This is a genomic window from Kitasatospora sp. NPDC059088 (genome assembly GCF_042738155.1).
Classification (GTDB): Bacteria; Actinomycetota; Actinomycetes; order Streptomycetales; family Streptomycetaceae; genus Kitasatospora.
This window is the reverse complement of the sequence record NZ_JBHYGR010000003.1, coordinates 120,417-141,690: the sequence shown is the minus strand read 5'-3', so window position 1 is coordinate 141,690 and position 21,274 is coordinate 120,417. Positions and strand designations below refer to the sequence as shown.

The following is a 21,274-nucleotide window of genomic DNA, read 5'->3' as shown; positions in this document are numbered from 1 at the left end:
GGCGGGGGGGGCGACGCCCCGCGGGGGGGCAGAGCCCGCGAGCCAGCGGGCGGCGCGGGCGGTGGGGGGTGCGCGGGGGGCGCGCCCCCCCCCCCCCCCCCACGTCGACCCGGGCGGCCACTTCTCCGAGCATCCCGACTACCGGGACTCCTTCCCGGTGCACTGCGTGGCCGGCACCGAGGGCGGCGAGTTCCACCCCGACTTCCTGCCCGCCGTCGAGGCCGGCGCGGTCGACGAGGTCTTCTACAAGGGCGCCCGCTCCGCCTCCAAGAGCGGCTTCGAGGGCTTCACCGCCGACGGCACCCCGCTCGCCGACTGGCTGCACGACTGCGGCGTGGACGCCGTCGACGTCGTCGGCATCGCCACCGACCACTGCGTCAAGGCCACCGCGCTGGACGCCCGCCGGGCCGGCTTCGACGCCCGCGTCCTGCTCGACTACACGGCCGGCGTCGCCCCCGACACCACCGATGCCGCGCTCACCGAACTCCGCGACGCCGGGGTCGACCTCACCGGCGCCCCGGTGGTCCGCTCCTGACCCGCCGGCGCTCATAACGGAACGGTTGCGGAGCCCGCCCTTCGCTGCGCCAGGGGTTGACGGCGCGGGGAGGGCGGGCGTTTGCTGTGTTCCGCTCGTGCGAATCTGTTGAGTTGTGGTCTGTTTTGTTGTTTTGAACGTTCAAACTTGGCCGCCGAGCTCCACCACCCCCATGCCCCGCCTCCGTCCAGAGCCACCCATCGGGAGGAATGCAATGTCACACCTTTCCCGCCGCGACCTGCTCCGCGCCTCCGGCGCCGGCCTGCTGGCCCTCACGGCCGGCGGAGCCCTCGCGGCCTGCGGCGACCCGGGCTCGGGGAGCGCCTCCGGCGGGGACGCCGACACCGGCAAGGTCACCGTCTGGTCGTGGGCCACCGCGGTCGTCGCGCTGCGCGCCGTCGTCCCGGCCTTCGAGAAGGACAACCCGGGCATCACGGTGGACGTCCAGGACATCGGCAACCCCGCCATCTGGGACAAGATCACCGTCGGCCTGGCGGCCGGCGGCCAGGGCCTCGGCGACGTCCTGCACATCGGCTGCGACTACCTGCCCGGCTACCTGGAGAAGTTCCCCGGCGGCCTCGCCGACCTCTCGGCCTTCGGCGCCGACGCGCACAAGGAGAAGTTCGCCAAGGGCCTGTGGCCGGTCGTCACCGGCAAGGACGGCCACGCCTACGCCCTGCCCTGGGAGGCCAACCCGCTCGGCTTCTTCTACCGCAAGGACTACTTCGACAGGGCCGGCCTCGACCCCGCCTCCTTCGCCACCTGGGACGACCTCACGGCGGCCGCCGACCGCTTCAAGGCCGCCAACCCCGGCATCTCGCTGATCGGCATCAACAAGGCCGCCAACCCCAGCCCCGACCTGGACTTCGTGCAGTCCCTGATGCAGCTCCAGGGCGCCTTCTACTTCGACCTCGGGGGCCGGATCACCCTCGGCTCCGAGCCGGACGTCCGCGCCCTGGCCACCCTCAAGCACCTGGACGACGCCGGGCTGGTCGCCGACGCCCCCGGCGACCAGGGCTGGGCCACCCTGATGAAGGCCGGCAAGCTCGCCGTCGCCCCGATGCCCGCCTGGGCCGCGCACTACCTGGAGGCCAAGTTCGCCGACCAGCACGGCAACTGGCGCCTCGCCAAGCCCCCGGCCGTCACCCCCGGCGGCAAGCGCACCGCCCTGGTGAACTCCACCCACCTCACCGTCGCCGCCTCCAGCCCGCGCCGCCGCGCCGCCTGGAAGTTCGTCGAGTACGCGCTCACCCGCCCCGCCTCGGTGAACGCCATGTTCGACGCCGGCGGGGTCTTCCCCGCACTCCTCGACGCCTACGGCGACCCGCTGTACGCCAGGCCCAGCGACTACTACGGCGGCCAGTCCCCGCTGCGGACCTTCGCCGACCTGGCCACCGACGGCGGCGACCCCACCAACTACTCCGGCGACTACGCCCGCGCCCTCAAGCTCGCGAGCGACGCCCAGACCAAGGTCCTCCTCAAGGGCGGCGACCCGGCCGGCGTCCTCCGGGCCGCCGCCCAGCAGCTCGCCCAGCAGACCGGACGCACCGTCGCATGACCGCCGCCACCGCACCCCCCGCCACCGGACGGACCCGCCCCGGCCGCCCCGCCGGCCCCGTCGGCCCGGCCGCGCGCGCCCACCGCCGGGCCCGGCTGCGCCGCACCGCCCTGCCGTACCTGCTGCTCGCCCCCGCCCTGATCACCTTCGGCGTGTTCAAGGCCTACCCGATCGTCGACTCGCTGCTGCTCTCCTTCACCACCGGCTCCGGCCCCGCCGCCCGCCCCGCCGGCCTCGCCAACTACCGGCGCCTGCTGGACGATCCGCTGTTCTGGACGGCCCTGCGCAACACCGGCGAGATCCTCGTCGTACAGGTCCCGCTGATGCTCGGGCTGGCCCTGCTGCTGGCCGTCGGCATCAACTCCACCCTGGTGCGCTGGCGGGCCGTCTGGCGGCTCGGCGTCTTCATGCCCGCCGTCACCGGCCTGGTCGCCACCGGCGTGATGTTCGCCTTCCTGCTCAAGCGCGACGACGGCGCGGTCAACTGGCTGCTGCACGCCGTCGGCCTGCCCGCCGTCGACTGGCTGGGGCAGCCGTTCTGGGCCCGGATGTCCGTCGTCCTGGTGCTGACCTGGCACTACACCGGCTACAACGCCGTCATCTACCTGGCCGGCCTGCAGTCCGTCCCGAGGGAGCTGTACGAGGCCGCGATGGTCGACGGCGCCGGTGCGGTCCGCCGCTTCACCGCGATCACCGTCCCGGCCCTGCGCCCGCTGCTGCTGTTCACCGTCGTGCTCTCCACCATCGGCACCCTCCAGCTCTTCGACGAGCCGTACGTGCTGACCGGCGGCGGCCCGGACAACGCGAGCCTGACCGTCTCCATGTACCTGTACCAGAACGGCTTCCGCTACTTCGACTTCGGCTACGCCTCCGCCATCGCCTACGCGCTCACCCTGCTGGTGGCCGTGCTGGGCGCGGTCCAGATGCGCCTGATGGGGGAGAGGGACGGATGAACCCCAGGAACCTCCGCGGCTGGCCGCTGACCTTCCTCCTGGCGGGCCTCACCGGCTTCTCGGTCGCCCCCTTCTACTGGCTGCTGGTCTCCGTCACCCGCAAGGACACCGAGATCTTCGACTGGCCGCCGCACCTGCTGCCCGGCGGGGGCCTCGGCGACAACCTCCACCGGCTGGACCAGCGGATCGGCCTGCTCCGGGTGCTCGGCAACTCCCTGCTGGTGGCCGGGATCCAGACCCTCGGCGCCCTGGTCGTCGCCCTGCTGGCCGGCTACGCCTTCGCCAAGTTCCGCTTCCGCGGCCGCACCCTGCTGTTCGCGCTGCTGCTCTCCACCCTGGTGGTGCCCGAACAGGTCATGCTGGTACCGCTGTTCACGATGATGACGGACTTCGGCCTGCTCGACTCCTACCAGGCGATCATCCTGCCCGGGCTGTGCGTGCCCTTCGCGGTCTTCCTGATGCGCCAGTCGCTGAGCAGCCTGCCGGACGAACTCCTGGACGCCGCCAGGGTCGACGGCGCGGGCGAGTTCCGGGTGCTGTGGAACGTCGTCGTCCCGGTGATGCGGCCGGTGCTCGCCGCGCTCTCGATCTTCCTCTTCCTGGGCTCCTGGAACCAGTTCGTCTGGCCGCTGATCGCCCTGCGCAGCCCCGGCATGCACACCCTGCCGGTCGCCCTGGCGACCCTGTACGGCAACCAGAGCACCACCGACTACGGCGCGATCCTCTCCGGGACCGCGCTCTCCACCCTGCCGATGATGGTCCTCTTCCTGGTCCTCCAACGGCAGTTCATCTCCGGCCTGCTGGCCGGCGCGACGAAGGGCTGAGCGGCATGACCGAGACCGACACCGCAGCGGGGACCGCGGCCGACACCGCAGCGGGGACTACGGCCGGGAGCACGGCCGAGGTCTGGGAGCCGCACGCCCCCGCCCCCGGAGCGCTCCACCCGCTGCCCCACGCCCGGGGCCTGGACCTGCGGGCGAGCGGCACCGCCACCGTCCGGGAGGTCGCCGACGGCGTGGTCGAGGTGAGCGCCGAGGGCCCGGCCGAGGTCCGGATCGAGTGGCGGGTGCCCTGCGTGGACGTCACCTCCTTCTGGACCCCGGAACCGCGCGGCACCGGCTGGCTGCCCGCCGCCTGGAGCGCCCCGCGCCGCACCGGCCCCGCCGCCGGCGCCCCGATCGCCGCGCTGGTCGGCACCGGGGACACCGCGGTCTGCGCCTTCGCGGCCGAGCAGACCGAGGTGCTGGTCGGGGCCGGAGTGGTCGAGGAGACCGGTGACTTCCGCTGCTGGGCCCAGGCTGCCGGCCGGATCACCGTCCGGATCGACACCTCGGGCCGGCACTTCGCCCGCTGCCTGGCCGACCTGACCGCCTGGTGGGGCGAGGGCCGTACCGTCGTCGTCCCGGAGGACGCCCGCCGCCCCGCCTACTCCACCTGGTACGCGATGCACCAGGACGTCTCGCCCGAGCGGATCGAGGCCCAGGCCGCGCTCGGCAAGGCCCTCGGGCTGGACGTGATCATCGTCGACGACGGCTGGATGACCGCCGACCGCACCCGCGGCTACGCCCACTGCGGCGACTGGGAGCCCGTCTCGCTGCCCGACACCGCCGAGCACGTCCGGCGCGTCCACGACCTCGGCGTCCGCTACCTGCTCTGGTACGCGCTGCCGTTCATCGGCAAGGACAGCGCCGCCTACCGGAAGATCGGCCGGCACGCCCTCGCCGACGTCCCCCACCTGGGCGCGGTGGTCGCCGACCCGCGCTACCCCGAGGTCCGCGAGTTCCTCACCGACCGGCTGGCCCGGGCCGTCGAGGAGTGGGGCATGGACGGGCTCAAGGTCGACTTCGTCGACTCCTTCGCCCGCGCCGCCGAGCGCCCCGACGCCCCCGGGCCCGGCCCCGAGGCGGACTGCGCCGAGGTGGCCGAGGGCGTGGAGCGGCTGCTCGCCGCGATCCGGGCCCGGACCACCGCCGCCCACCCGGACGCGATGATCGAGCACCGGCAGCCGTACGTCAGCCCCGCCCTGTGGCCGTACGCCACCATGATCCGGGCCACCGACTGCCCGCTCAGCCCGCAGGAGAACCGGCAGCGCACCGTCGACGTGCGGCTGGCCGCCGGGCCGGTGCCGGTGCACGCGGACATGCTGATGTGGCACCCGGCCGAGCCGCCCGAGCAGATCGCCTGCCACCTGGTCAACGTGCTCTTCTCGGTGCCCCAGATCTCCGTCGACCTCGCCGCGCAGGACCCCGGGCAGCGCGAGGCGATCGCCTTCTGGCTGGGGGTGTTCCGCGAGCACCTCGACACCCTGCAGCGCGGCGAACTGCTCCCCAGCCGGCCCGACCTCGGATACCCGCTGGTCACCGCCCGCGGGGAGGGGACGGTCGTGGTCGCCCGGTACGCGGCGCTGCCGGTGGACGTCTCGGCGGACGACTGGCACACCCTGCTGGTGGCCAACGCCGACGCCGACCCGGACGTCCGGCTGGTGGGCGGCAGCGGCAGGGCCACCGCCACCGTCCAGGACGCCCGGGGGCGTATCGTCCGGCAGGACGAGATCGACCTCGACTGGACGGACACCCTCGCGGTGCCGCGCGGCGGGCTGCTGTCGCTGCGCCGCCCCTGACCCAACGACCGGAGGACCCGCATGCCCGAGGGAGCGCACCGACCGCGCCGTGGCGCCACCACCATCGAGGAGGTCGCCCGCGCGGCCGGGGTCTCCCGGCAGACCGTCTCCAACGCGCTCAACGCCCCGCACCGGGTCCGCGCCGAGACGCTGACCAGGGTCAGCACGGCGATCCGCGAACTCGGCTACCAGCCCGACCAGTCGGCCCGGTCGCTGCGCAGCGGCGCCCGGCGCACCATCGGCTACCTCGCGCCGGTGGACGACCCGCTCGACCCCAACCCGCTGATGGCCGGCTTCCTGGAGGCCCTGGTCGACGCGGCCGGGGAACGCGGGCAGCGGGTGCTGCTGTTCCGGCCCGCCCCGCCCGCGGCGGACCCGGTGGCGGCCATCGACGAACTGGTGGCGGCCCGGCAGGTCGACGGGCTGGTGCTGGCGGACGTCCTGACCGAGGACCGGCGGATCGCCCACGTCGCCGGGCTGGGCGTGCCCTTCGTCAGCTTCGGCCGGACCGGACCGGGCGAGCCGCAGCACTGGGCGGACATCGCCAACGACGCGGCGATGGCCGCGGTCGTGCGGCACCTCGCGGCGCGGGGCCACCGCCGGATCGGCTACCTCGGCGCCGCCGAGGACCTGCCCTGGATGGCGGCCCGGCGGGCGGGCTTCCTCGCCGAGACGCGCCGGCTGGGCCTGACGGCGGTCGCCCCGTCGGAGGCGGCGCCGACGGCCGGGCGGGTGGCGGCCGTGCGGGAGCTGCTGCGCGGGCCCGACCGGCCGACGGCCGTCGCCGCGGGCAGCGACCTGCTGGCGCTGGACGCGTACGAGGCGATCCGGGCCGAGGGGGCGGCGGTCGGGCCCGCCGGGGTGGCGGTCACCGGGTTCTACGACTCACCGCTCTGCCGCCACCTGCACCCGCCGCTGACCTCGGTCCGGCTGCCGCTGCGGGCCCTGGCGGCCGGGCTGGTCACCCGGCTGCTGGACCAGGTGCACGGCGGGGCCGCGCCGACGGGCGGCCTGGAGCTGCCCACCGAACTGGTGGTGCGGGCGAGTTCGGCCTGACCGGCGGAGCCCTGACCGACGGAGCCCTGACCGGCGGGGCCCTGCCGACGGAGCCCTGAGCGGCCGGGCCCCGCCGCGGTGCCTCAGGCCCGGTGCGCCTCCGGGCGCTCCGGGGACGCCTCCGCGAGCGCCCGGGTGACCGCCGCCACCCCGGCGCGCAGCCCGTACACCGGCGTGGCCGGCTGCTGGCGCCAGGACTCGTCGATGCCGCCGGCGTCCACGGTGTCGAAGCCCAACTCGTCGACCAGCGCCCGCACCACGGCCTTCGCCGCCTCGTCGTCCGAGGAGACCGGCACGGCGAGGCGCTCCGGGTCGCCCGCCGGGCGCGGGCGGTCCAGCAGGTCCTGCGCGTAGGTGCCGTTGAACACCTTCACCACCGGGTGGCCCAGGTGCTGCTCCGTCCAGCGGCTCTCCGTCAGCCCGCCGTCCTCGATCGCGTCGATCCGGCCGTCGCGCTCCTTCGGGTAGTAGTTGCCGGTGTCGATCACCGCGAGCCCCTCGGCGGCGCCGTCGAACAGCCCCGCGGGCAGGCCCGGTACGTTCTTCAACGGCACCGTCACCACCACGACCTGGGCGCCGTGCGCCGCCTCCGCGGCCGTCACCGCCTTCGCGCCCGTCTCCTCGACCAGCGCCCGCAACGACTCCGGCCCGCGCGAGTTCGCCACCGAGACCTCGTGCCCGAGAGCCGTCAGCCGCCGCGTGAGGTTACCGCCGATGTTGCCCGCGCCGATGATGCCGATCTTCATGGGTAAGCCCCTTCGCGAGTGCCGTCCTTGGCCGTCGCCCTGCCCCAACCACACGCCGATCGGATCTGTTCCCCCACACCCGGGTTGGCCCTGCGCAACCCCGGGCCGACGCGTGCCTGGTCCAGCCCGGCCGAAACGCACCCACGCCCGTCCCGGCGGACCTGTTGAATGGCGGCCATGACGGACGGCACCGCACTGCAGCACCTGGTCACCGGTCTCCCCGAGGCGTTCTCGACCGCCCCGCGGCCGAGCCGCATCGACGCCTGCCCCTGCTGCGCCTCCCGGGCCGGGCTGGACCGCCTCCTGGGCGCGCCCCGCGCGCAGTTGACGCCCGAGGAACTGGGACCCTACGCCGCCTCCGTGCTGAACACCGTCGGCTCGCCCGCCGACCTGCGCTACTTCGCGCCGCGCATCCTCCAGCTCGTCCTGACCGGCGAACTCGCCTGGCCCGACGTGCCGTTGGTCTGCCGCAAGCTGGCGCAGGCCGGCTGGCAGGACTGGCCGGAGGCGCCGTACCTGCGCCGGCTCCTCGACGCCCTGTGGCCGGACGTCCTGCACGACGCCCGGCAGTGCGGGGACACCGAGGCCGTGCTCAGTGGCCTGGGGGCCGCCGATCCGGACGGGACCGGCGGCCGGAGAGGGCCTAACAGAATGGGCCCGGCTCGCGAGCCCCGTGGCCGTGGAGCGCCTGTACGAGTTCGCCCTCGGCGGTGAGCTCGAACCGCGGGACGCCCTTTGGGACGAACGGGGAGCCGCGTACCGGACCTTCGCGGCCTGGCTGCGCGGGCCCGAGCTCCAACTGGCCGTCGAGGCGGCCTTCCTGCGGATCGATGACCCCACCCAACTCGATCAACTCATCACCGTCCATGACATCCTGGCGGCATGACCCACGACATGGTGCCGCCACTGCTCGCAGTCGCACTGCTCCTGCTCGTCATCAAACTGGCCCGTGAGCGGCGAAACGGCAAGCCCTCGCCGCTGATTCCGCAGTCGACTGCGGGGCGGGCGACGGCGCTGGCGGTCGCCGCCCTGGTGGCGGCCTCCGGGCCGGCGGGTGGTCAGCCGTGGGACGCGTCGCTGATCCCGGCGATCGCCCTCGGTGGGCTGGTGGGCTCGTTCGTGGACCTCCGCCACCGCTGAGCCGGGGGCAGCCGGGCGGCCGGGCCCCCCGGCCCCGGCCGCCGGGCCCTCACTCGAAGCGCGCGGTGTCGCCGGCCCCCCGGCGGGTGATCTCGGCCTCGCCGCTGGAGAAGTCGATGACCGTGGTCGGCTCGGTGCCGCAGTCGCCGGAGTCCACCACGGCGTCCAGCACGTGGTCGAGGCGTTCCTTGATCTCCCAGCCCTGGGTCATCGGCTCGTCCTCGCCGGGGAGGATCAGGGTGCTGGAGAGGAGGGGCTCGCCCAGTTCGGCGAGCAGCGCCCGGGTGACGGCGTGGTCGGGGATCCGCACCCCCACGGTCTTCTTCTTGGGGTGCATCAGCCGGCGCGGCACCTCCTTGGTGGCGGGGAGGATGAAGGTGTAGCTGCCCGGCGTCGCGGCCTTGACGGCCCGGAAGACGTTGTTGTCGAGCTGGACGAACTGCCCCAGCTGAGCGAAGTCCTCGCACACCAGGGTGAAGTGGTGGCGGTCGTCGAGGCGCCGGATGGACCGGATCCGCTCCAGCCCGTCGCGGTTGTCCAGACGGCAGCCGAGCGCGAAGCAGGAGTCGGTCGGGTACGCGATGAGGGCTCCGGAGCGGAGGCTGTCGGCCACGGTGCTGATGGTGCGCGGCTGGGGGGATTCGGGGTGCACGTCGAAGTACTTGGCCATTGGCCGACCTTACGGGATCCCACCGGTTGATCGCCGCAACCGCGACGCAGTACGGTCGGTCACCGTGGCACTGGACCAGGCGCGGGTGAACCGGATCTTCCTGCCCGGGACGTACGCCGAGGGCGTTCCGTACGGGCTGTTCCGCGAGCTGCGGGCCGAGGCCCCGGTCTGCTGGGTGGAGGAGCCGGCGGTGGGGGACTGGCCGGCCGGGCCGGGCTACTGGGCGGTGCTGCGGCACGCGGACGTGAAGCACGTGCTGCGCAGCCCGGAGCTGTTCTCCTCACACCTCGGGGCGACCCAGATCCGCGACCCGGACACCCCCGCCGACCTGGCCTTCGTCCGCACCATGATGCTCAACCAGGACCCGCCGGACCACGCCCGGCTGCGCCGGATCGTCACCGCCGCCTTCACCCCGCGCGCGTTGCACCGGCTGACCGCCGCCGTCGAGGGGCGCGCGGCCGAACTGGTCGCCGCGATCCGCCCCCTGGGCGAAGCCGACTTCGTGCCGCTCGCCGCCGATCTGCCCGTGTGGACGCTGGCCCTGGTCCTGGGCGTGCCCGAGCAGGACTGGCAGCTGCTGGTCGACTGGTCGAACCGGGTGATCGGCTACCAGGACCCGGAGTACGCCCGGTCCAGTACCGCCGACCCGTCCCGGCTCACCGCCGTGGGACGCGCCGCGCTCGACCACCGGCCGACCACTCCCACGGCCCCTGACGGCCGCCCGCTCAACCCGCGCTCCCGCGCGGCCCTCGCCGACATGTTCGCCTACGCCCACGCGCTCGCCCGACAGCCGCCGCCGGGCAGCATCGTCGCCCGCATGCGGGACGCCGGCCTGAGCGCCGCCGAGTTCGAGACGATGTTCTTCCTCTTCGCCGTCGCCGGGAACGAGACCGTGCGCAACGGCCTGCCGGGCGGCCTGCACACCCTGCTCAGCCATCCGGACCAGTACCGACTCCTGTGCGAGCGGCCGGAGTTGGTCCCGTCGGCGGTGGAGGAGATGCTGCGCTGCTGGCCGCCCGTGGTGCACTTCCGCCGCACCGCGACCCGGGACACCCGGATCGCCGGGCAGCCGGTCCGCCGGGGCGACAAGGTGGTGGTCCACCACGCCTCGGCGAACCGGGACGAGGCCGTGTTCCCGGAGCCGGACCGCTTCGACGTCTCCCGCACCCCGAACGACCACGTGAGCTTCGGGTACGGCCCGCACTTCTGCGTCGGCGCCCGGCTCGCCCGCCTGCAGCTGCGGTCGGCGCTGCGCCACCTGCTCGACCGCCTCCCGGGGCTGGAGCTCGACCCGGACCGGCCGCCGCGGCGCCTGGTGTCCAACTTCCAGAACGGCCTCAAGAGCCTGCCGGTGCGCTGGACGGTTCCGGGGTGACGGCGCGCTCCGCCGGTGGGCCGGCTCAGCCCGCGCAGGCCGGGCAGAGGCCCCGGTAGGTGACCTCGGCGCCCGAGACGGCGAAGCCGAACCGCTGCTCCGCCGGGAGGTCGGCGAGCGGGTCGCCCAGGGGGTGGACGTCCCGGATGGCGCCGCAGCCGGTGCAGACCAGGTGCTGGTGCGGGTGGTGGGCGTTGGGGTCGTAGCGCTTGGCGCGCCCGTCCGTGGACACCTCGATGACCTCACCGAGGGTGACCAGCTCGCCGAGGGTGTTGTACACCGTCGCGCGGGAGATCTCCGGGAGGCGCTCGGCCGCGCGGGCGTGCACCTCGTCGGCGGTCAGGTGCACGTGCTCGCCGTCCAGGACCTCGGCCACGACACGCCGCTGGGAGGTGAGGCGCCAGCCGCGCTCGCGCAGCCGCTCCAGCAGGTCACTCATCACGGTTCACCTATTCAGGTCATGGGGGAAGACCGGAGTTTACCAATGCCGGTCCTGAGGCCTCCGACCTCGGCCGGACGGGGGTTTGGTGTCTTTCTTGACTTGGACTACGTCCATCGTAGGATCGGCTCCGGCGCTAGCCTGGGTAACGGCAGTGCCGAATAGCAGCAGTAGGTGCCGTAGGTAGCAGATAGACACCGTGATCCGCCTTGTACGGAAGGATTCCCATGTCTGAGAACCACGATGCAACCGGTGTAGAGGCGAGCGCGGGCGGCTGCCCGGTCAACCACGGGCGCGCGCTCCACCCCACCCAGGGCGGCGGGAACCGCCAGTGGTGGCCGGAGCGGCTGAACCTCAAGATCCTCGCCAAGAACCCCGCCGTCGCCAACCCGCTCGGCGCGGACTTCGACTACGCCGCGGCGTTCAGCGCCCTGGACCTCGCCGCCGTCAAGCGGGACATCCAGGAGGTGCTCACCACCTCGCAGCCCTGGTGGCCGGCCGACTTCGGCCACTACGGTCCGTTCATGATCCGGATGGCCTGGCACAGCGCCGGCACCTACCGGATCAGCGACGGCCGCGGCGGCGCCGGCGGCGGCCAGCAGCGCTTCGCCCCGCTGAACAGCTGGCCGGACAACGCCAGCCTGGACAAGGCCCGCCGACTGCTGTGGCCGGTGAAGAAGAAGTACGGGCGCAGCCTGTCCTGGGCCGACCTGATCGTCCTGACCGGCAACGTCGCGCTGGAGGGCATGGGCTTCGAGACCTTCGGCTTCGGCGGCGGCCGGGTCGACGAGTGGGAGCCCGACGAGGACGTCTACTGGGGCCCCGAGACCACCTGGCTCGGCGACGAGCGCTACACCGGCGACCGCGAGCTGGAGAGCCCGCTGGCCGCCGTCCAGATGGGCCTGATCTACGTCAACCCCGAGGGCCCCAACGGCAACCCGGACCCGATCGCCGCCGCCCGCGACATCCGCGAGACCTTCTACCGGATGGCGATGAACGACGAGGAGACCGTCGCGCTGATCGCCGGCGGCCACACCTTCGGCAAGACCCACGGCGCCGGCCCGGCGGACAACGTCGGCCCGGACCCGGAGGCCGCGCCGATGGAGCAGCAGGGCCTCGGCTGGAAGAGCGGCTACGGCACCGGCGTCGGCGCCGACGCCATCACCAGCGGTCTCGAGGGCATCTGGACGGCCACCCCGATCACCTGGGACAACAGCTTCTTCGAGACCCTGTTCGGCTACGAGTGGGAGCTCACCGAGAGCCCGGCCGGCGCCCACCAGTGGAAGCCGAAGGACGGCGCCGGCGAGGGCACCGTGCCGGACGCCCACGACCCGGCCAAGCGGCACACCCCGATCATGCTCACCACCGACCTGTCGCTGCGCTTCGACCCGGTGTACGAGCCGATCTCGCGCCGCTTCCTGGAGAACCCGGCGGAGTTCGCCGACGCCTTCGCCCGCGCCTGGTACAAGCTGACCCACCGCGACATGGGCCCGGTCGTGCGCTACCTCGGCCCGGAGGTCCCGGCCGAGCACCTGCTCTGGCAGGACCCGCTGCCGGCCGTCTCGTACCAGCAGGTCGGTGCCGCGGACGTCGCCGACCTCAAGCGGCGGATCGCCGGGACCGGCCTGTCGGTCTCCGAGCTGGTCTCCGCGGCCTGGGCCGCGGCCTCCTCGTTCCGCGGCAGCGACAAGCGCGGCGGTGCCAACGGCGGCCGGATCCGGCTGCAGCCGCAGGCCGGCTGGGAGGTCAACGAGCCGGACCGGCTGGCCGGTGTCCTGCGGGCGCTGGAGGGCGTGCAGCGGGACTTCAACGCGCAGGCCGGCGACAAGCAGGTCTCGCTGGCCGACCTGGTGGTGCTGGCCGGCGGCGTCGGCGTCGAGCAGGCGGCCAAGGCGGCCGGGCTGGCCGTCGAGGTGCCGTTCGCGGCCGGCCGGGTGGACGCCCCGCAGGAGCTCACCGACATCGAGTCCTTCGCCGCGCTGGAGCCCAAGGCGGACGGCTTCCGCAACTGGGTCGGCAAGGGCAACCGGCTGCCGGCCGAGTTCCTGCTGCTGGACAAGGCGAACCTCCTGGGCCTGAGCGCGCCCGAACTGACCGTGCTGGTCGGCGGTCTGCGCGTGCTGGGCGCCAACCACCAGCAGTCCGCGCACGGTGTGCTGACCGAGACCCCGGGCGTGCTGACGAACGACTTCTTCGTCAACCTGCTGGACCTGGGCACCAGTTGGTCCTCCGCCTCGGGGGACGCCCACACCTTCGAGGGCCGGGACGCCTCCGGTGCGGTCAAGTGGACCGGTACCCGCGCCGACCTGGTGTTCGGCTCGAACTCCGAACTGCGCGCCGTCGCCGAGGTGTACGCGGCCGACGACGCCAAGGAGAAGTTCGTGGAGGACTTCGTCGCGGCCTGGGTCAAGGTCATGAACGCGGACCGCTTCGACCTGGTGTGACGCGGTAGCCGATGACGGCGGGAGCCCGGGGGTTGTCGACCAACTCCCGTGCTCCCGTGCGTCGTTGCGGCGTTCCCCTCCGCCCTTACGCCCCTCCGCCCCTACGCCCCTACGCCCTTCCGCCCTTACGGCGCGCCCGCGCTGACCAGCCCGGTCTCGTACGCCGCGACCACCACCTGGGCCCGGTCCCGCAGCCCCAACTTGCCCAGGATCCGGGCCACATGGGTCTTCACCGTCGCCTCGGAGAGCTGGAGCCGGCCGGCCAGGATCCGCCGGGTGGCCTCCAGGCCGTCCAGGCCGGGCATCCGGATGTCCATCAGCACCACGTCCGGCCGGGTGCGGCGGACGGCGGCGACGGCCTGCTCGCCGTCCTCGGCCTCGGCGGCCACCTCGATCCCCTCGGACTCCAGGATCAGCCGGAAGCCGATCCGGACCAGGGCCTGGTCGTCGGCGACCACCACGCGGATCGGGTGCTGCTCCACGGCGTCAGTCAACTCTCAACTCTCCAGCGGTATAGAGGCCTTGACGCGGTAGCCACCGCGCGGCCGGGGGCCGGTGTGCAGGGTGCCGCCGTAGACGGCGAGGCGTTCGCGCAGACCGAGCAGGCCGCGCCCGTTGCCGGTGGCGGCGGCGCCGGTGGGGCGGCCGCCGGTGTCGGTGACCTCCACCGTGAGGTGGTCGGCGGCGTAGTCGACGGTCACCGCGGCGGCGGCGCCGCCCGCGTGCTTGACGGTGTTGGTGAGCGCCTCCTGGACGACCCGGTAGGCGGCCAGTTCGACCCCGGGCGGGACGGTCCGGCGCTCCCCGCGCACCGTCAGCTCCACCGGCAGGCCGGCCCGGCGCACGCCCTCCACCAGGGAGTCGAGTCGGCCGAGGCCGGGCTGCGGGCTGAGGTCGGCGGTGGTCGCGGGATCGCCGCCGGTCTCCGAGTCGATGGTCAACAGCCCCATCACCTGGCGCAGTTCGGTCATCGCCGCGCGCCCGCCGGCCTCCACCGCGGCCATCGCCTCGCGGGCCCTGTCCGGAGCGGTGTCCAGGATCTTGCGGGCGGCCCCGGCCTGGATCGTCATCATGCTCACGTTGTGGGTGACCACGTCGTGCAACTCCCGGGCGATGCGGGCCCGTTCCAGGTCCACCGCGCGGTCCAGCGCGGTCAGCTGCTCGCGCTCCAGGGCGGTCAGCCGCTCCCGGCCCTCCTCTACCCGGCGCCGCCACATCCGCAGTTCGTAGGCGACCGCCAGCACCGGCACCAGCACCAGCACGGCGATCACCCAGTTCTGGAAGTGCGGCAGCAGGGCGTGGTCGAAGAGCACCACCAGGGCCGCGGTGGCGGCCGCCAGGCCGAGCAGCACGGCCTTCGGGCGGCGCCCGTAGGCGGCCGCGCCGTAGGCGGCGACGATCACCACCACGCCCGCCCAGAACGCGATGTCCTCGTGCTGCGACCGCACCAGCAGGGCGGCCGCCAGCACCGTCCACAGCACCGCCAGCGGGTGGCGCCGGCGCAGCACCAGCGGCAGCGGGACGACGGGGACCAGCAGCAGCATCCCGTGCCAGGGCGATCCGTGCCCGCCCGGACCGTACTGGCCGTGCGCGTGGGCCGCGACGACGGCGTAGCGGCCGCAGACGGAGGCCAGGAACAGGGCCAGGGCGAGGTCGAAGGCCTGGCCGCGCCGGGTGGGCCGGGGCGGGGGCGGCGCGTCGTCGGCGCCGCCGTCCAGCAGCCGCCGCACGGTGGGGTGGTTGATCACCGGGTCATTGTGGCGGTCGGCCGCCGTCGGGGACAGCCCCGCGAGCGGCGGCAGCCGCTGCACCTGACGACTACCCCGCAAGGATGACGCCGGAGCCCGTACGCCCGGCGCGGTACGGAAGTTGCGGCGGGCGGCGGACGCGCTGCGGGCGGAGTGAGCCCCCGGGCGGGCCGGGGGGCTCAGGACTCCTCGTCCGCCCGGCCCTCCTCGGCCTTCCGGCTCTCCTCGGCCTTCCGCTCCGCAGCCCGGACCTGCTCGGTGAAGGCGTGCTCGTCGATCCGCTCGACGCTCGCCCCGTGCTTCGCGGCCAGCTCGTCCGCCGGGCCGGGCGAGGCCTCCCGCACCTCCACGGCGACCAGCGCCCCGCCGTCCGGCACCCGGGGCGACAGCACGATCAGCGCGGCGCCGCCCTCCGAGGCCGCGCGCTCCTCGGCCGCGTTGCCGAGCGCCGCGCCCGCCGCGAAGCCGAGCAGCACGCCCACGGGCCCGCCGAGCAGCCCCACCAGGCCGCCCAGCACCCCCGACCCGACCGTGGCCACCCCGGCTCCCCGGGTGAAGGTGTCCTTGATCTCCAGCAGGCCGTCGGCACTGCGCTCCATCGCCGCCGCGTACCGCAGCCCCGGCAGGTGCTGCGCCTCGTCGAACGCGGGACGCCAGGCGTCGCCGTCGGGAAAGGTCAGCAGGACGACGTTGTGCTGCTCGCTCATCGCACTCCGATCGGGCTGGGGGCGGCTCGGGCCTCCATCGTGACCTTCGGCGCGCCACCCGGCCACAGGAAGCGTCCCGCCGACCCGGAGCGGGTGGGGTGGCCGTCCGATGAGCGGATGAGCCGCCGCCGGTCCGCCCGGGCCCGCCGCGAATCGAACATCGCGGAGCGTCCCGGTGATCGACATCCACCAACTCGCCGTCGCCGACACGGAATCGCCCGGATCGGGTGAGAGCGGGCGGGACACGCCGGACGGGCCCGTCGGCCGCTGCCAGGATCGGGGTCCGCACCGGCAGCCCGACCTCCGCAGCGTGCCCTCCGGCACCGCTGCCGACCCACCGCGCCCACCCCGCGGTGAGGGCTGCCCGCGTGCGGGACCGCTGCGGCCGTCGGCCGCCGTACCTGGGAGGAACACCGTGTCGAAACAGGTCGTGAAGCCCACGAAGCCCCTGGCCGAGAAGTCCCCGGCCGGGGCCGAGCACGACGAGGAGCTGCACCTGCGCTTCCCCGGCGACCGCCGCGCCGAGGCGGGCGCGTCGATGTCCACCGGCGCGATGCTGCGCCGCCTGCCCCACCTGGTCCGCCGGGCGCTGGCGCTGGCCTGGGCGGCGGACCGCACGTCCACCGTGCTGCTGCTGGTCTGCCAGGCGCTGGCCGGGGTGGCGGGGGCGCTCGCGCTGTACGCCACCACCGGCACCCTGGGCGCCCTGCTCGTGCCCGGGCCGGTGGCCGAGCACCTGCGCACCGCCACGCCCTCCCTGCTCCTGCTGACCGCCTCGGCCGGGCTGCGGGCCGTCCTGGGCATCGCGGTGGTGGGCCTGTCCGGCCGGGTGTCGCCCCGGATCACCCGGGAGGCGGAGCTGGCGCTGATCGCCGCCGGGTGCGCCGCCGAGCTGGAGGCGTACGACGAACCCGCCTACAACGAGCAGTGGGAGGCCGCCGACCGGGGCGCCTCGACCACGCCCGACCTGCTCTCCAACGCCCAGGACGTGATCGCCTCCACCGTCTCGCTGGCCGCCGCCGCGGGCGTGCTGGCGACGCTGCACCCCTGGCTGGTGCCGCTGCTGCTGCTCGGTTCGGTGCCGACCGCCGTCGCCGCCGTGCGCACCGCCCGGATCCACTACCTGGCCGCGGTGGTCACCAACGAGGACCGCGGCGCGCTGCGCGTCTACCGCTGGTTCCTGATCGACAAGACCCGCGCCGACCAGGTCCGTTCGGACCAGGTCACGCCCTTCCTGATGGCCAAGTACCGCCGCGCCGAGGCCAAGATCGTCGCCGCCACCGACCGGGCCACCCGGCAGGCGGCCAAGGTCTCGCTGCTGGCCGCGCTCGGCACCGGGGCCGGCAGCGCTCTGATCTGGGGCACCCTGCTCTACTTGGTGGCCTCCGGCCGGATCGACCTGGCCGCCGCCGGCACCGCCACCTTCGCGCTGCGCACCGCCTCCTCCGGGCTGCAGGGCCTGGTCGGCAACGGCGCCCGGCTGTACCGGATGGGCCTCTACCTGGACGACTACTTCACCTTCCTGGACGAGGCCGGCGGCCACCGCATCGACCGCGGCGAACTGGTGCCGGGAGCACCGCAGTTGGTCGAGGTGACCGGGCTGAGCCACGCCTACCCGGGCGAGCAGCAGGAGCCCGCCCTGCGCGGGGTCAGCCTGACCCTGCGGGCCGGCGAGGTGGTGGCCGTGATCGGGCAGAACGGCAGCGGCAAGTCGACCCTGCTCAAGCTGCTCTCCGGCCTCTACCTGCCGCAGTCCGGCCGGATCACCTGGGACGGCGTGCCGGTCGAGGAGTTGGACGCGGACGGCATGTGGTCCCGGGTCGCCCGGGTGCCGCAGGAGTTCGCCCGCTGGCCGCTCGGCGCCGCCGAGAACGTCCACCTGGGCCACCTCACCGAGCGGTGGATGGCGGACGTGGTGGAGGCCGCGGCCCGGACCGGCTTCGACGAGACGGTCGGCCGGCTGCGTTCGGGCTGGCGCACCCTGCTCGCCCAGGGGTGGTGGGGCGGCGCCGAGCTGTCCGGCGGCGGCTGGCAGCGCGCGGCCGTCGCCCGGGCCCTGTACCGCACGGTGCGCAGCCCCGGGCTGCTGATCCTGGACGAGCCCACCTCGGACCTCGACCCGCGCGCCGAGCACCGCATCCTGCACGCCCTGCGCGGCCTCGCCGAGGGCCGGATCACCCTGCTGGTGACCCACAACATCGCCAACGCGGCGGTCGCCGACCGGGTGATCGTGATGGACCAGGGCAGCATCGTCCAGACCGGCACCTGGGCCGAACTCGCCGCCCGCCCGGACGGCCTGTTCCGCGAGCTGCTGGACCTCCAGCGCGACCGCGCCGTCCCCGCCCAGCGGTCGGCGGCGGACCGGCCCCGGCCGGCCGGGGGCCGGGCCGGGGCGTGACCCCGGGACCGGGCCGGGGCCCGGCCCGGTGACCCCGTCGGGCGGGCGGCTGCCCACCGCCCGCCCGGCGGGCCGGAATTCGGGCGACGGACGGGCCCGGATGCACGACGATGACGGCATGCTGAACAACGGGGAACCCGAACCGGACGCGACGGACGAGGACGAGCTGCTGCAGCTCCTGGTCGGCGAAGTGTGGGTGAACGTCTACCGGTTCGGCGGCATGGGCGTCGTCGACTTCGGCGGGACGGTCTCCTGGCCGCGGGGCGACGGCGGGGAGGTGTCGACGGGCAGCCGGTACGCCGTGCACGCCCAGTGCCCGTTCCGGATCGTCCAGTGCGGGGAGGTGTACCTCGGCTCCGACGACCTGGTGCCGGCCGGGGGCGGCGACCGCCTCGCCTACGACGCCGGGGCCGACGCGCTGCGGGAGTTCCTGGAGCGGCGCTCGCCCCGGGTGCTGGCGGTGGAGCGGGCGCCGGAGGGCGACCTGCGGATCACCCTGGAGCACGAGCTCAGGATCGACGTCCTGCCGACGAGCGCGAAGGTCGAGGAGTGCTGGCGGTTCCTGGTCCGGGACGGGGAGCACCTCGTCTTCCCGCCCGTCGACTGACCTGCCGGGCCACCCAAACGGCCCGGCAGGTCGGCGCCGATCCCAGGCCGCGGGGCTGGCCCCGCAGGTCGGCCGACGGCTCAGCGCCCGTTGCGGGCCACGGCCCGCAGCCGCCGCCAGGTGCGCCCGGCCGGCCCGCCCGCGGGGGCCTCGTCCGCCCAGTCCCGGGCCGTCCCGGCGAAGCTGTCGGTGCCCGTCGCGGCCGGTGGCCGGGCCCGGCCCGTCCGGGCGGCGCGCAGCAGCTGCTCCGAGGTGATGCCGCCGAGCCGGGCCCGGGCGTGGTCCAGCAGGGTGGCGCCGGCGGCGGCGATCGCGGGCTCGCCCAGCGGGCGGGTCGGCAGCGCCAGCCCTTCGGCGAGCAGCTGGTCCAGGGCCGTGCGCAGGTCCGGGACGGAGAGGTCGCGAACGGTCAGCGACAGGTGGCCGGACAGTCCCTCGGCGCCCACCGCGCGGGGGGCGAAGGCGCGCGGGACGTAGAGCACGTCGCCGGGCCCGAGGACGGTGTGCAGGCGCTGCGCCGAGCGTTCGTCGTCGGGGAGTTCGCCCAGCGACCACTCGGCGGCGGCCGGCGCGTCGTGGACGTACCAGGTCTTGCGTCCGGCGACCTGGAGGACGAACACGTCGGCGTCGTCGCGGTGCACCGCGAGGCCCTGGCCGCCGACCGGGGTGAGGAAGAAGAACGCCTCCACCCGCCGGTCCAGTTCCTCGGAGAGCCGGGCCACCAGGTCGCCGGTCGGGCCGTGCCACTGGTCGACGCAGCGCAGCAGCAGCGTCGCCCCGGTGCGCAGCAGGGCGAGCACCTTGGCGCGGTCGGCGAAGCCGTGGTGGGTGGTGCCGTTGACGGTGCGGGAGGTGGTGAAGGCCTCGGCCGGGAGGACCACCTTGTCGGAGCGGACCATCTCCAGGTACGGGGTGCGCAGCAGCCCGCTGTCGAAGGCGGCGTCCAGCGCGTCGAGGTCGAACGGCGAGGCGGGCCGGGCGGGGGTGAAGACGGCGGGTTCGCGCTGCCACCGGTGGTCGGCGAAGCCTGCGAGGTCGCCGACCCAGTCGGCGAGCGTGGGCGATTCCATGGTGTGTCCAGTGCTGTCGGGAGGGCCGGCCGGTTCAGCTGCCGACGGAGGCCTCGAACCGTACGGAGAGCAGGGAGCGCAGCGGGACGGGCGCGTCCTGCCGGGGGCCGCGGATGGTGAGGCCGTGGTCGAGGGCGACGGTGAGCAGGCGTTCGGCCAGCGGGACGACCAGGTGCTTGGCCCAGCAGCGGGCGCCGTCGAAGCCGAACGGCATGAACCCGGGGGTCTTCTCCGGGTCGGCGACCGCCTCCCACCGCTGCGGCCGGAACTCCAGCGGGTCGGCCCAGTAGTCCGGGTGGCGGTGCATCAGCAGGGGGAGCAGCGCGACGTTGTCCTCGGGGCGGATCTCCGGGTGCAGTCCGGCGTAGGCGTCCCCGCCGTTGCGGTAGAGCATCCACGCGGGCGGGAGCAGGCGCAGGGTCTCCCACAGGACGGTGGTGAGGTCCTGGTGCGGTTCGGGCGCCGTCCGCATCAGCCACAGGGCGTTGCCGGCCAGGGCGGCCACGCCGTCGCAGAGGGTGGCGGAGGCGCGCCGGTACATGGCGACGGCCTGCTTGCGTTCCAGTGGGTCGTCGGCGCCGCGGATCAGTCCGGCCATGGCGGTGGGCGTTCCGGGACTGTTCCCGTTCCCGCCCGCGCCGCCCGGCCAGGTGGTGACGGCCCGGTCGACGAGCCGGGAGAGGGTGTCGGAGCGGGTGATGCCGCGCTTGGCCAGCAGGGAGACCGGCAGCGGGTCGGATCCGAACAGCCACCGGCGCAGGTAGGAGGTGGGCGCGTACGGCCAGGCGCCGTTCAGCCCGCGGGCCGGGGGCGGTGGCGTGCGGATGCCCGCCATGACGTCCTGCCCCAGGGCGCGGATCGTCCGGGTCGCGCTGTCGTGGGGGATGTCGGCGCCCGCGGCGGGCTTGTAGACGGAGCGCTCGGTCTGGAGCACCGGGCGGGCCGCCACGATCTCGGCCATCAGGCGGGCGTCGGAGACGCCGACGGTGCGGGCGTCGACGCGGAACACCTTCGCGTCCCGGGCCAATAGGTCCTGAATTCGCGGGGCGTAGACGACGGAATGTTCGCGGACCGTTTCCGGCGCCATTTCTTGCACGAGGATCCCGCCTCCGTGGGAATACCGATGAAATACGGCGCCGGGGGGGCGGGGGGGGGCGCGCCCCCCCCCCCGCCCGGGGTCGGGAAATATAGTGGGACCGCGCCCCCGG

The 21,274-nt window shown here is 74.5% G+C and carries 21 protein-coding genes; 13 read left to right on the top strand and 8 right to left on the bottom strand.

Annotated elements, in window-relative coordinates; genetic code table 11:
- The 6 genes from ACFWXO_RS02565 to ACFWXO_RS02540 all read left to right on the top strand — a co-directional run.
- A partial coding sequence (locus ACFWXO_RS02565) for an isochorismatase family protein (RefSeq protein ID WP_380521553.1) occupies positions 1-535 on the top strand: 535 nt, incomplete at its 5' end.
- Positions 536-749: 214 nt separating this feature from the next.
- A complete protein-coding gene (locus ACFWXO_RS02560) occupies positions 750-2,093 on the top strand; it encodes an ABC transporter substrate-binding protein (protein ID WP_380521551.1) in 1,344 nt (447 codons plus the stop codon).
- Positions 2,090-3,046, top strand: a complete 957-nt coding sequence (locus ACFWXO_RS02555; protein ID WP_380521549.1) for a carbohydrate ABC transporter permease — start codon at positions 2,090-2,092, stop codon at positions 3,044-3,046. Before ACFWXO_RS02560 ends, ACFWXO_RS02555 begins: the two co-directional genes overlap by 4 nt.
- Entirely contained in the window at positions 3,043-3,870 is an 828-nt protein-coding gene (locus tag ACFWXO_RS02550) for a carbohydrate ABC transporter permease (protein ID WP_375883718.1), read from the top strand. Before ACFWXO_RS02555 ends, ACFWXO_RS02550 begins: the two co-directional genes overlap by 4 nt.
- A gap of 5 nt (positions 3,871-3,875) precedes the next feature.
- Positions 3,876-5,666 (top strand): glycoside hydrolase family 36 protein, encoded by a 1,791-nt coding sequence (locus ACFWXO_RS02545; RefSeq protein ID WP_380521547.1) that lies wholly within the window; start codon positions 3,876-3,878, stop codon positions 5,664-5,666.
- 21 nt (positions 5,667-5,687) lie between these two features.
- Positions 5,688-6,722 (top strand): LacI family DNA-binding transcriptional regulator, encoded by a 1,035-nt coding sequence (locus ACFWXO_RS02540; protein WP_380521545.1) that lies wholly within the window; start codon positions 5,688-5,690, stop codon positions 6,720-6,722.
- Between the two features lie 83 nt (positions 6,723-6,805).
- On the opposite strand, the gene ACFWXO_RS02535 is transcribed toward ACFWXO_RS02540, so the two are convergent.
- Positions 6,806-7,468, bottom strand: coding sequence for an NADPH-dependent F420 reductase (locus ACFWXO_RS02535; RefSeq protein ID WP_380521543.1), 663 nt, complete (start codon positions 7,466-7,468; stop codon positions 6,806-6,808).
- 177 nt (positions 7,469-7,645) lie between these two features.
- Here ACFWXO_RS02535 and ACFWXO_RS02530 point away from each other — a divergent pair, with 177 nt between their 5' ends.
- The 3 genes from ACFWXO_RS02530 to ACFWXO_RS02520 are packed head-to-tail and all read left to right on the top strand — an operon-like array spanning position 7,646 to position 8,608.
- Positions 7,646-8,182, top strand: coding sequence for a hypothetical protein (locus ACFWXO_RS02530; RefSeq protein WP_380521541.1), 537 nt, complete (start codon positions 7,646-7,648; stop codon positions 8,180-8,182).
- Complete coding sequence (locus ACFWXO_RS02525) at positions 8,148-8,354, top strand: hypothetical protein (protein ID WP_375883731.1); 207 nt, start codon at positions 8,148-8,150, stop codon at positions 8,352-8,354. Before ACFWXO_RS02530 ends, ACFWXO_RS02525 begins: the two co-directional genes overlap by 35 nt.
- On the top strand, positions 8,351-8,608 hold the full coding sequence (locus tag ACFWXO_RS02520; protein ID WP_375883734.1) for a hypothetical protein: 258 nt from the start codon (positions 8,351-8,353) through the stop codon (positions 8,606-8,608). The genes ACFWXO_RS02525 and ACFWXO_RS02520 overlap by 4 nt, the downstream gene beginning before the upstream one ends.
- Positions 8,609-8,657: 49 nt before the next feature.
- Here ACFWXO_RS02520 and ACFWXO_RS02515 read toward each other — a convergent pair whose 3' ends face one another.
- The gene (locus tag ACFWXO_RS02515) at positions 8,658-9,278 is read right to left on the bottom strand and encodes an L-threonylcarbamoyladenylate synthase (protein WP_375883736.1); all 621 of its coding nucleotides are present in this window, start codon (positions 9,276-9,278) and stop codon (positions 8,658-8,660) included.
- A gap of 64 nt (positions 9,279-9,342) precedes the next feature.
- Between ACFWXO_RS02515 and ACFWXO_RS02510 the strand changes: the two genes are divergently transcribed.
- Positions 9,343-10,653 (top strand): cytochrome P450, encoded by a 1,311-nt coding sequence (locus tag ACFWXO_RS02510; RefSeq protein ID WP_380521537.1) that lies wholly within the window; start codon positions 9,343-9,345, stop codon positions 10,651-10,653.
- Between the two features lie 25 nt (positions 10,654-10,678).
- Here ACFWXO_RS02510 and ACFWXO_RS02505 read toward each other — a convergent pair whose 3' ends face one another.
- The gene (locus ACFWXO_RS02505; RefSeq protein ID WP_360238584.1) at positions 10,679-11,092 is read right to left on the bottom strand and encodes a Fur family transcriptional regulator; all 414 of its coding nucleotides are present in this window, start codon (positions 11,090-11,092) and stop codon (positions 10,679-10,681) included.
- A gap of 227 nt (positions 11,093-11,319) precedes the next feature.
- Here ACFWXO_RS02505 and katG point away from each other — a divergent pair, with 227 nt between their 5' ends.
- Positions 11,320-13,536: a catalase/peroxidase HPI gene (gene katG, locus ACFWXO_RS02500; RefSeq protein WP_380521535.1), complete on the top strand. Its 2,217-nt coding sequence runs from the start codon at positions 11,320-11,322 to the stop codon at positions 13,534-13,536.
- Positions 13,537-13,661: 125 nt separating this feature from the next.
- Here the strand turns inward: katG and ACFWXO_RS02495 are convergent, their stop codons facing one another.
- From ACFWXO_RS02495 to ACFWXO_RS02485, 3 genes are all read right to left on the bottom strand, one after another.
- Positions 13,662-14,030 (bottom strand): response regulator transcription factor, encoded by a 369-nt coding sequence (locus tag ACFWXO_RS02495; RefSeq protein ID WP_380521533.1) that lies wholly within the window; start codon positions 14,028-14,030, stop codon positions 13,662-13,664.
- 3 nt (positions 14,031-14,033) lie between these two features.
- A complete protein-coding gene (locus ACFWXO_RS02490; RefSeq protein WP_380521531.1) occupies positions 14,034-15,284 on the bottom strand; it encodes a sensor histidine kinase in 1,251 nt (416 codons plus the stop codon).
- 179 nt (positions 15,285-15,463) lie between these two features.
- The gene (locus ACFWXO_RS02485) at positions 15,464-15,991 is read right to left on the bottom strand and encodes a histidine kinase (protein ID WP_380521530.1); all 528 of its coding nucleotides are present in this window, start codon (positions 15,989-15,991) and stop codon (positions 15,464-15,466) included.
- 430 nt (positions 15,992-16,421) lie between these two features.
- Here ACFWXO_RS02485 and ACFWXO_RS02480 point away from each other — a divergent pair, with 430 nt between their 5' ends.
- Both ACFWXO_RS02480 and ACFWXO_RS02475 read left to right on the top strand, forming a co-directional pair.
- Positions 16,422-18,389 carry an ATP-binding cassette domain-containing protein gene (locus ACFWXO_RS02480; RefSeq protein ID WP_380521528.1) on the top strand — a complete coding sequence of 656 codons (1,968 nt, stop codon included), beginning with the start codon at positions 16,422-16,424 and terminating at the stop codon, positions 18,387-18,389.
- A gap of 100 nt (positions 18,390-18,489) precedes the next feature.
- Positions 18,490-18,996: a hypothetical protein gene (locus ACFWXO_RS02475; RefSeq protein ID WP_380521526.1), complete on the top strand. Its 507-nt coding sequence runs from the start codon at positions 18,490-18,492 to the stop codon at positions 18,994-18,996.
- Between the two features lie 80 nt (positions 18,997-19,076).
- On the opposite strand, the gene ACFWXO_RS02470 is transcribed toward ACFWXO_RS02475, so the two are convergent.
- The gene (locus ACFWXO_RS02470) at positions 19,077-20,066 is read right to left on the bottom strand and encodes a JmjC domain-containing protein (RefSeq protein ID WP_380521524.1); all 990 of its coding nucleotides are present in this window, start codon (positions 20,064-20,066) and stop codon (positions 19,077-19,079) included.
- 34 nt (positions 20,067-20,100) lie between these two features.
- Positions 20,101-21,153: a cytochrome P450 gene (locus ACFWXO_RS02465; RefSeq protein WP_380521522.1), complete on the bottom strand. Its 1,053-nt coding sequence runs from the start codon at positions 21,151-21,153 to the stop codon at positions 20,101-20,103.
- Positions 21,154-21,274: the final 121 nt, after the last annotated feature.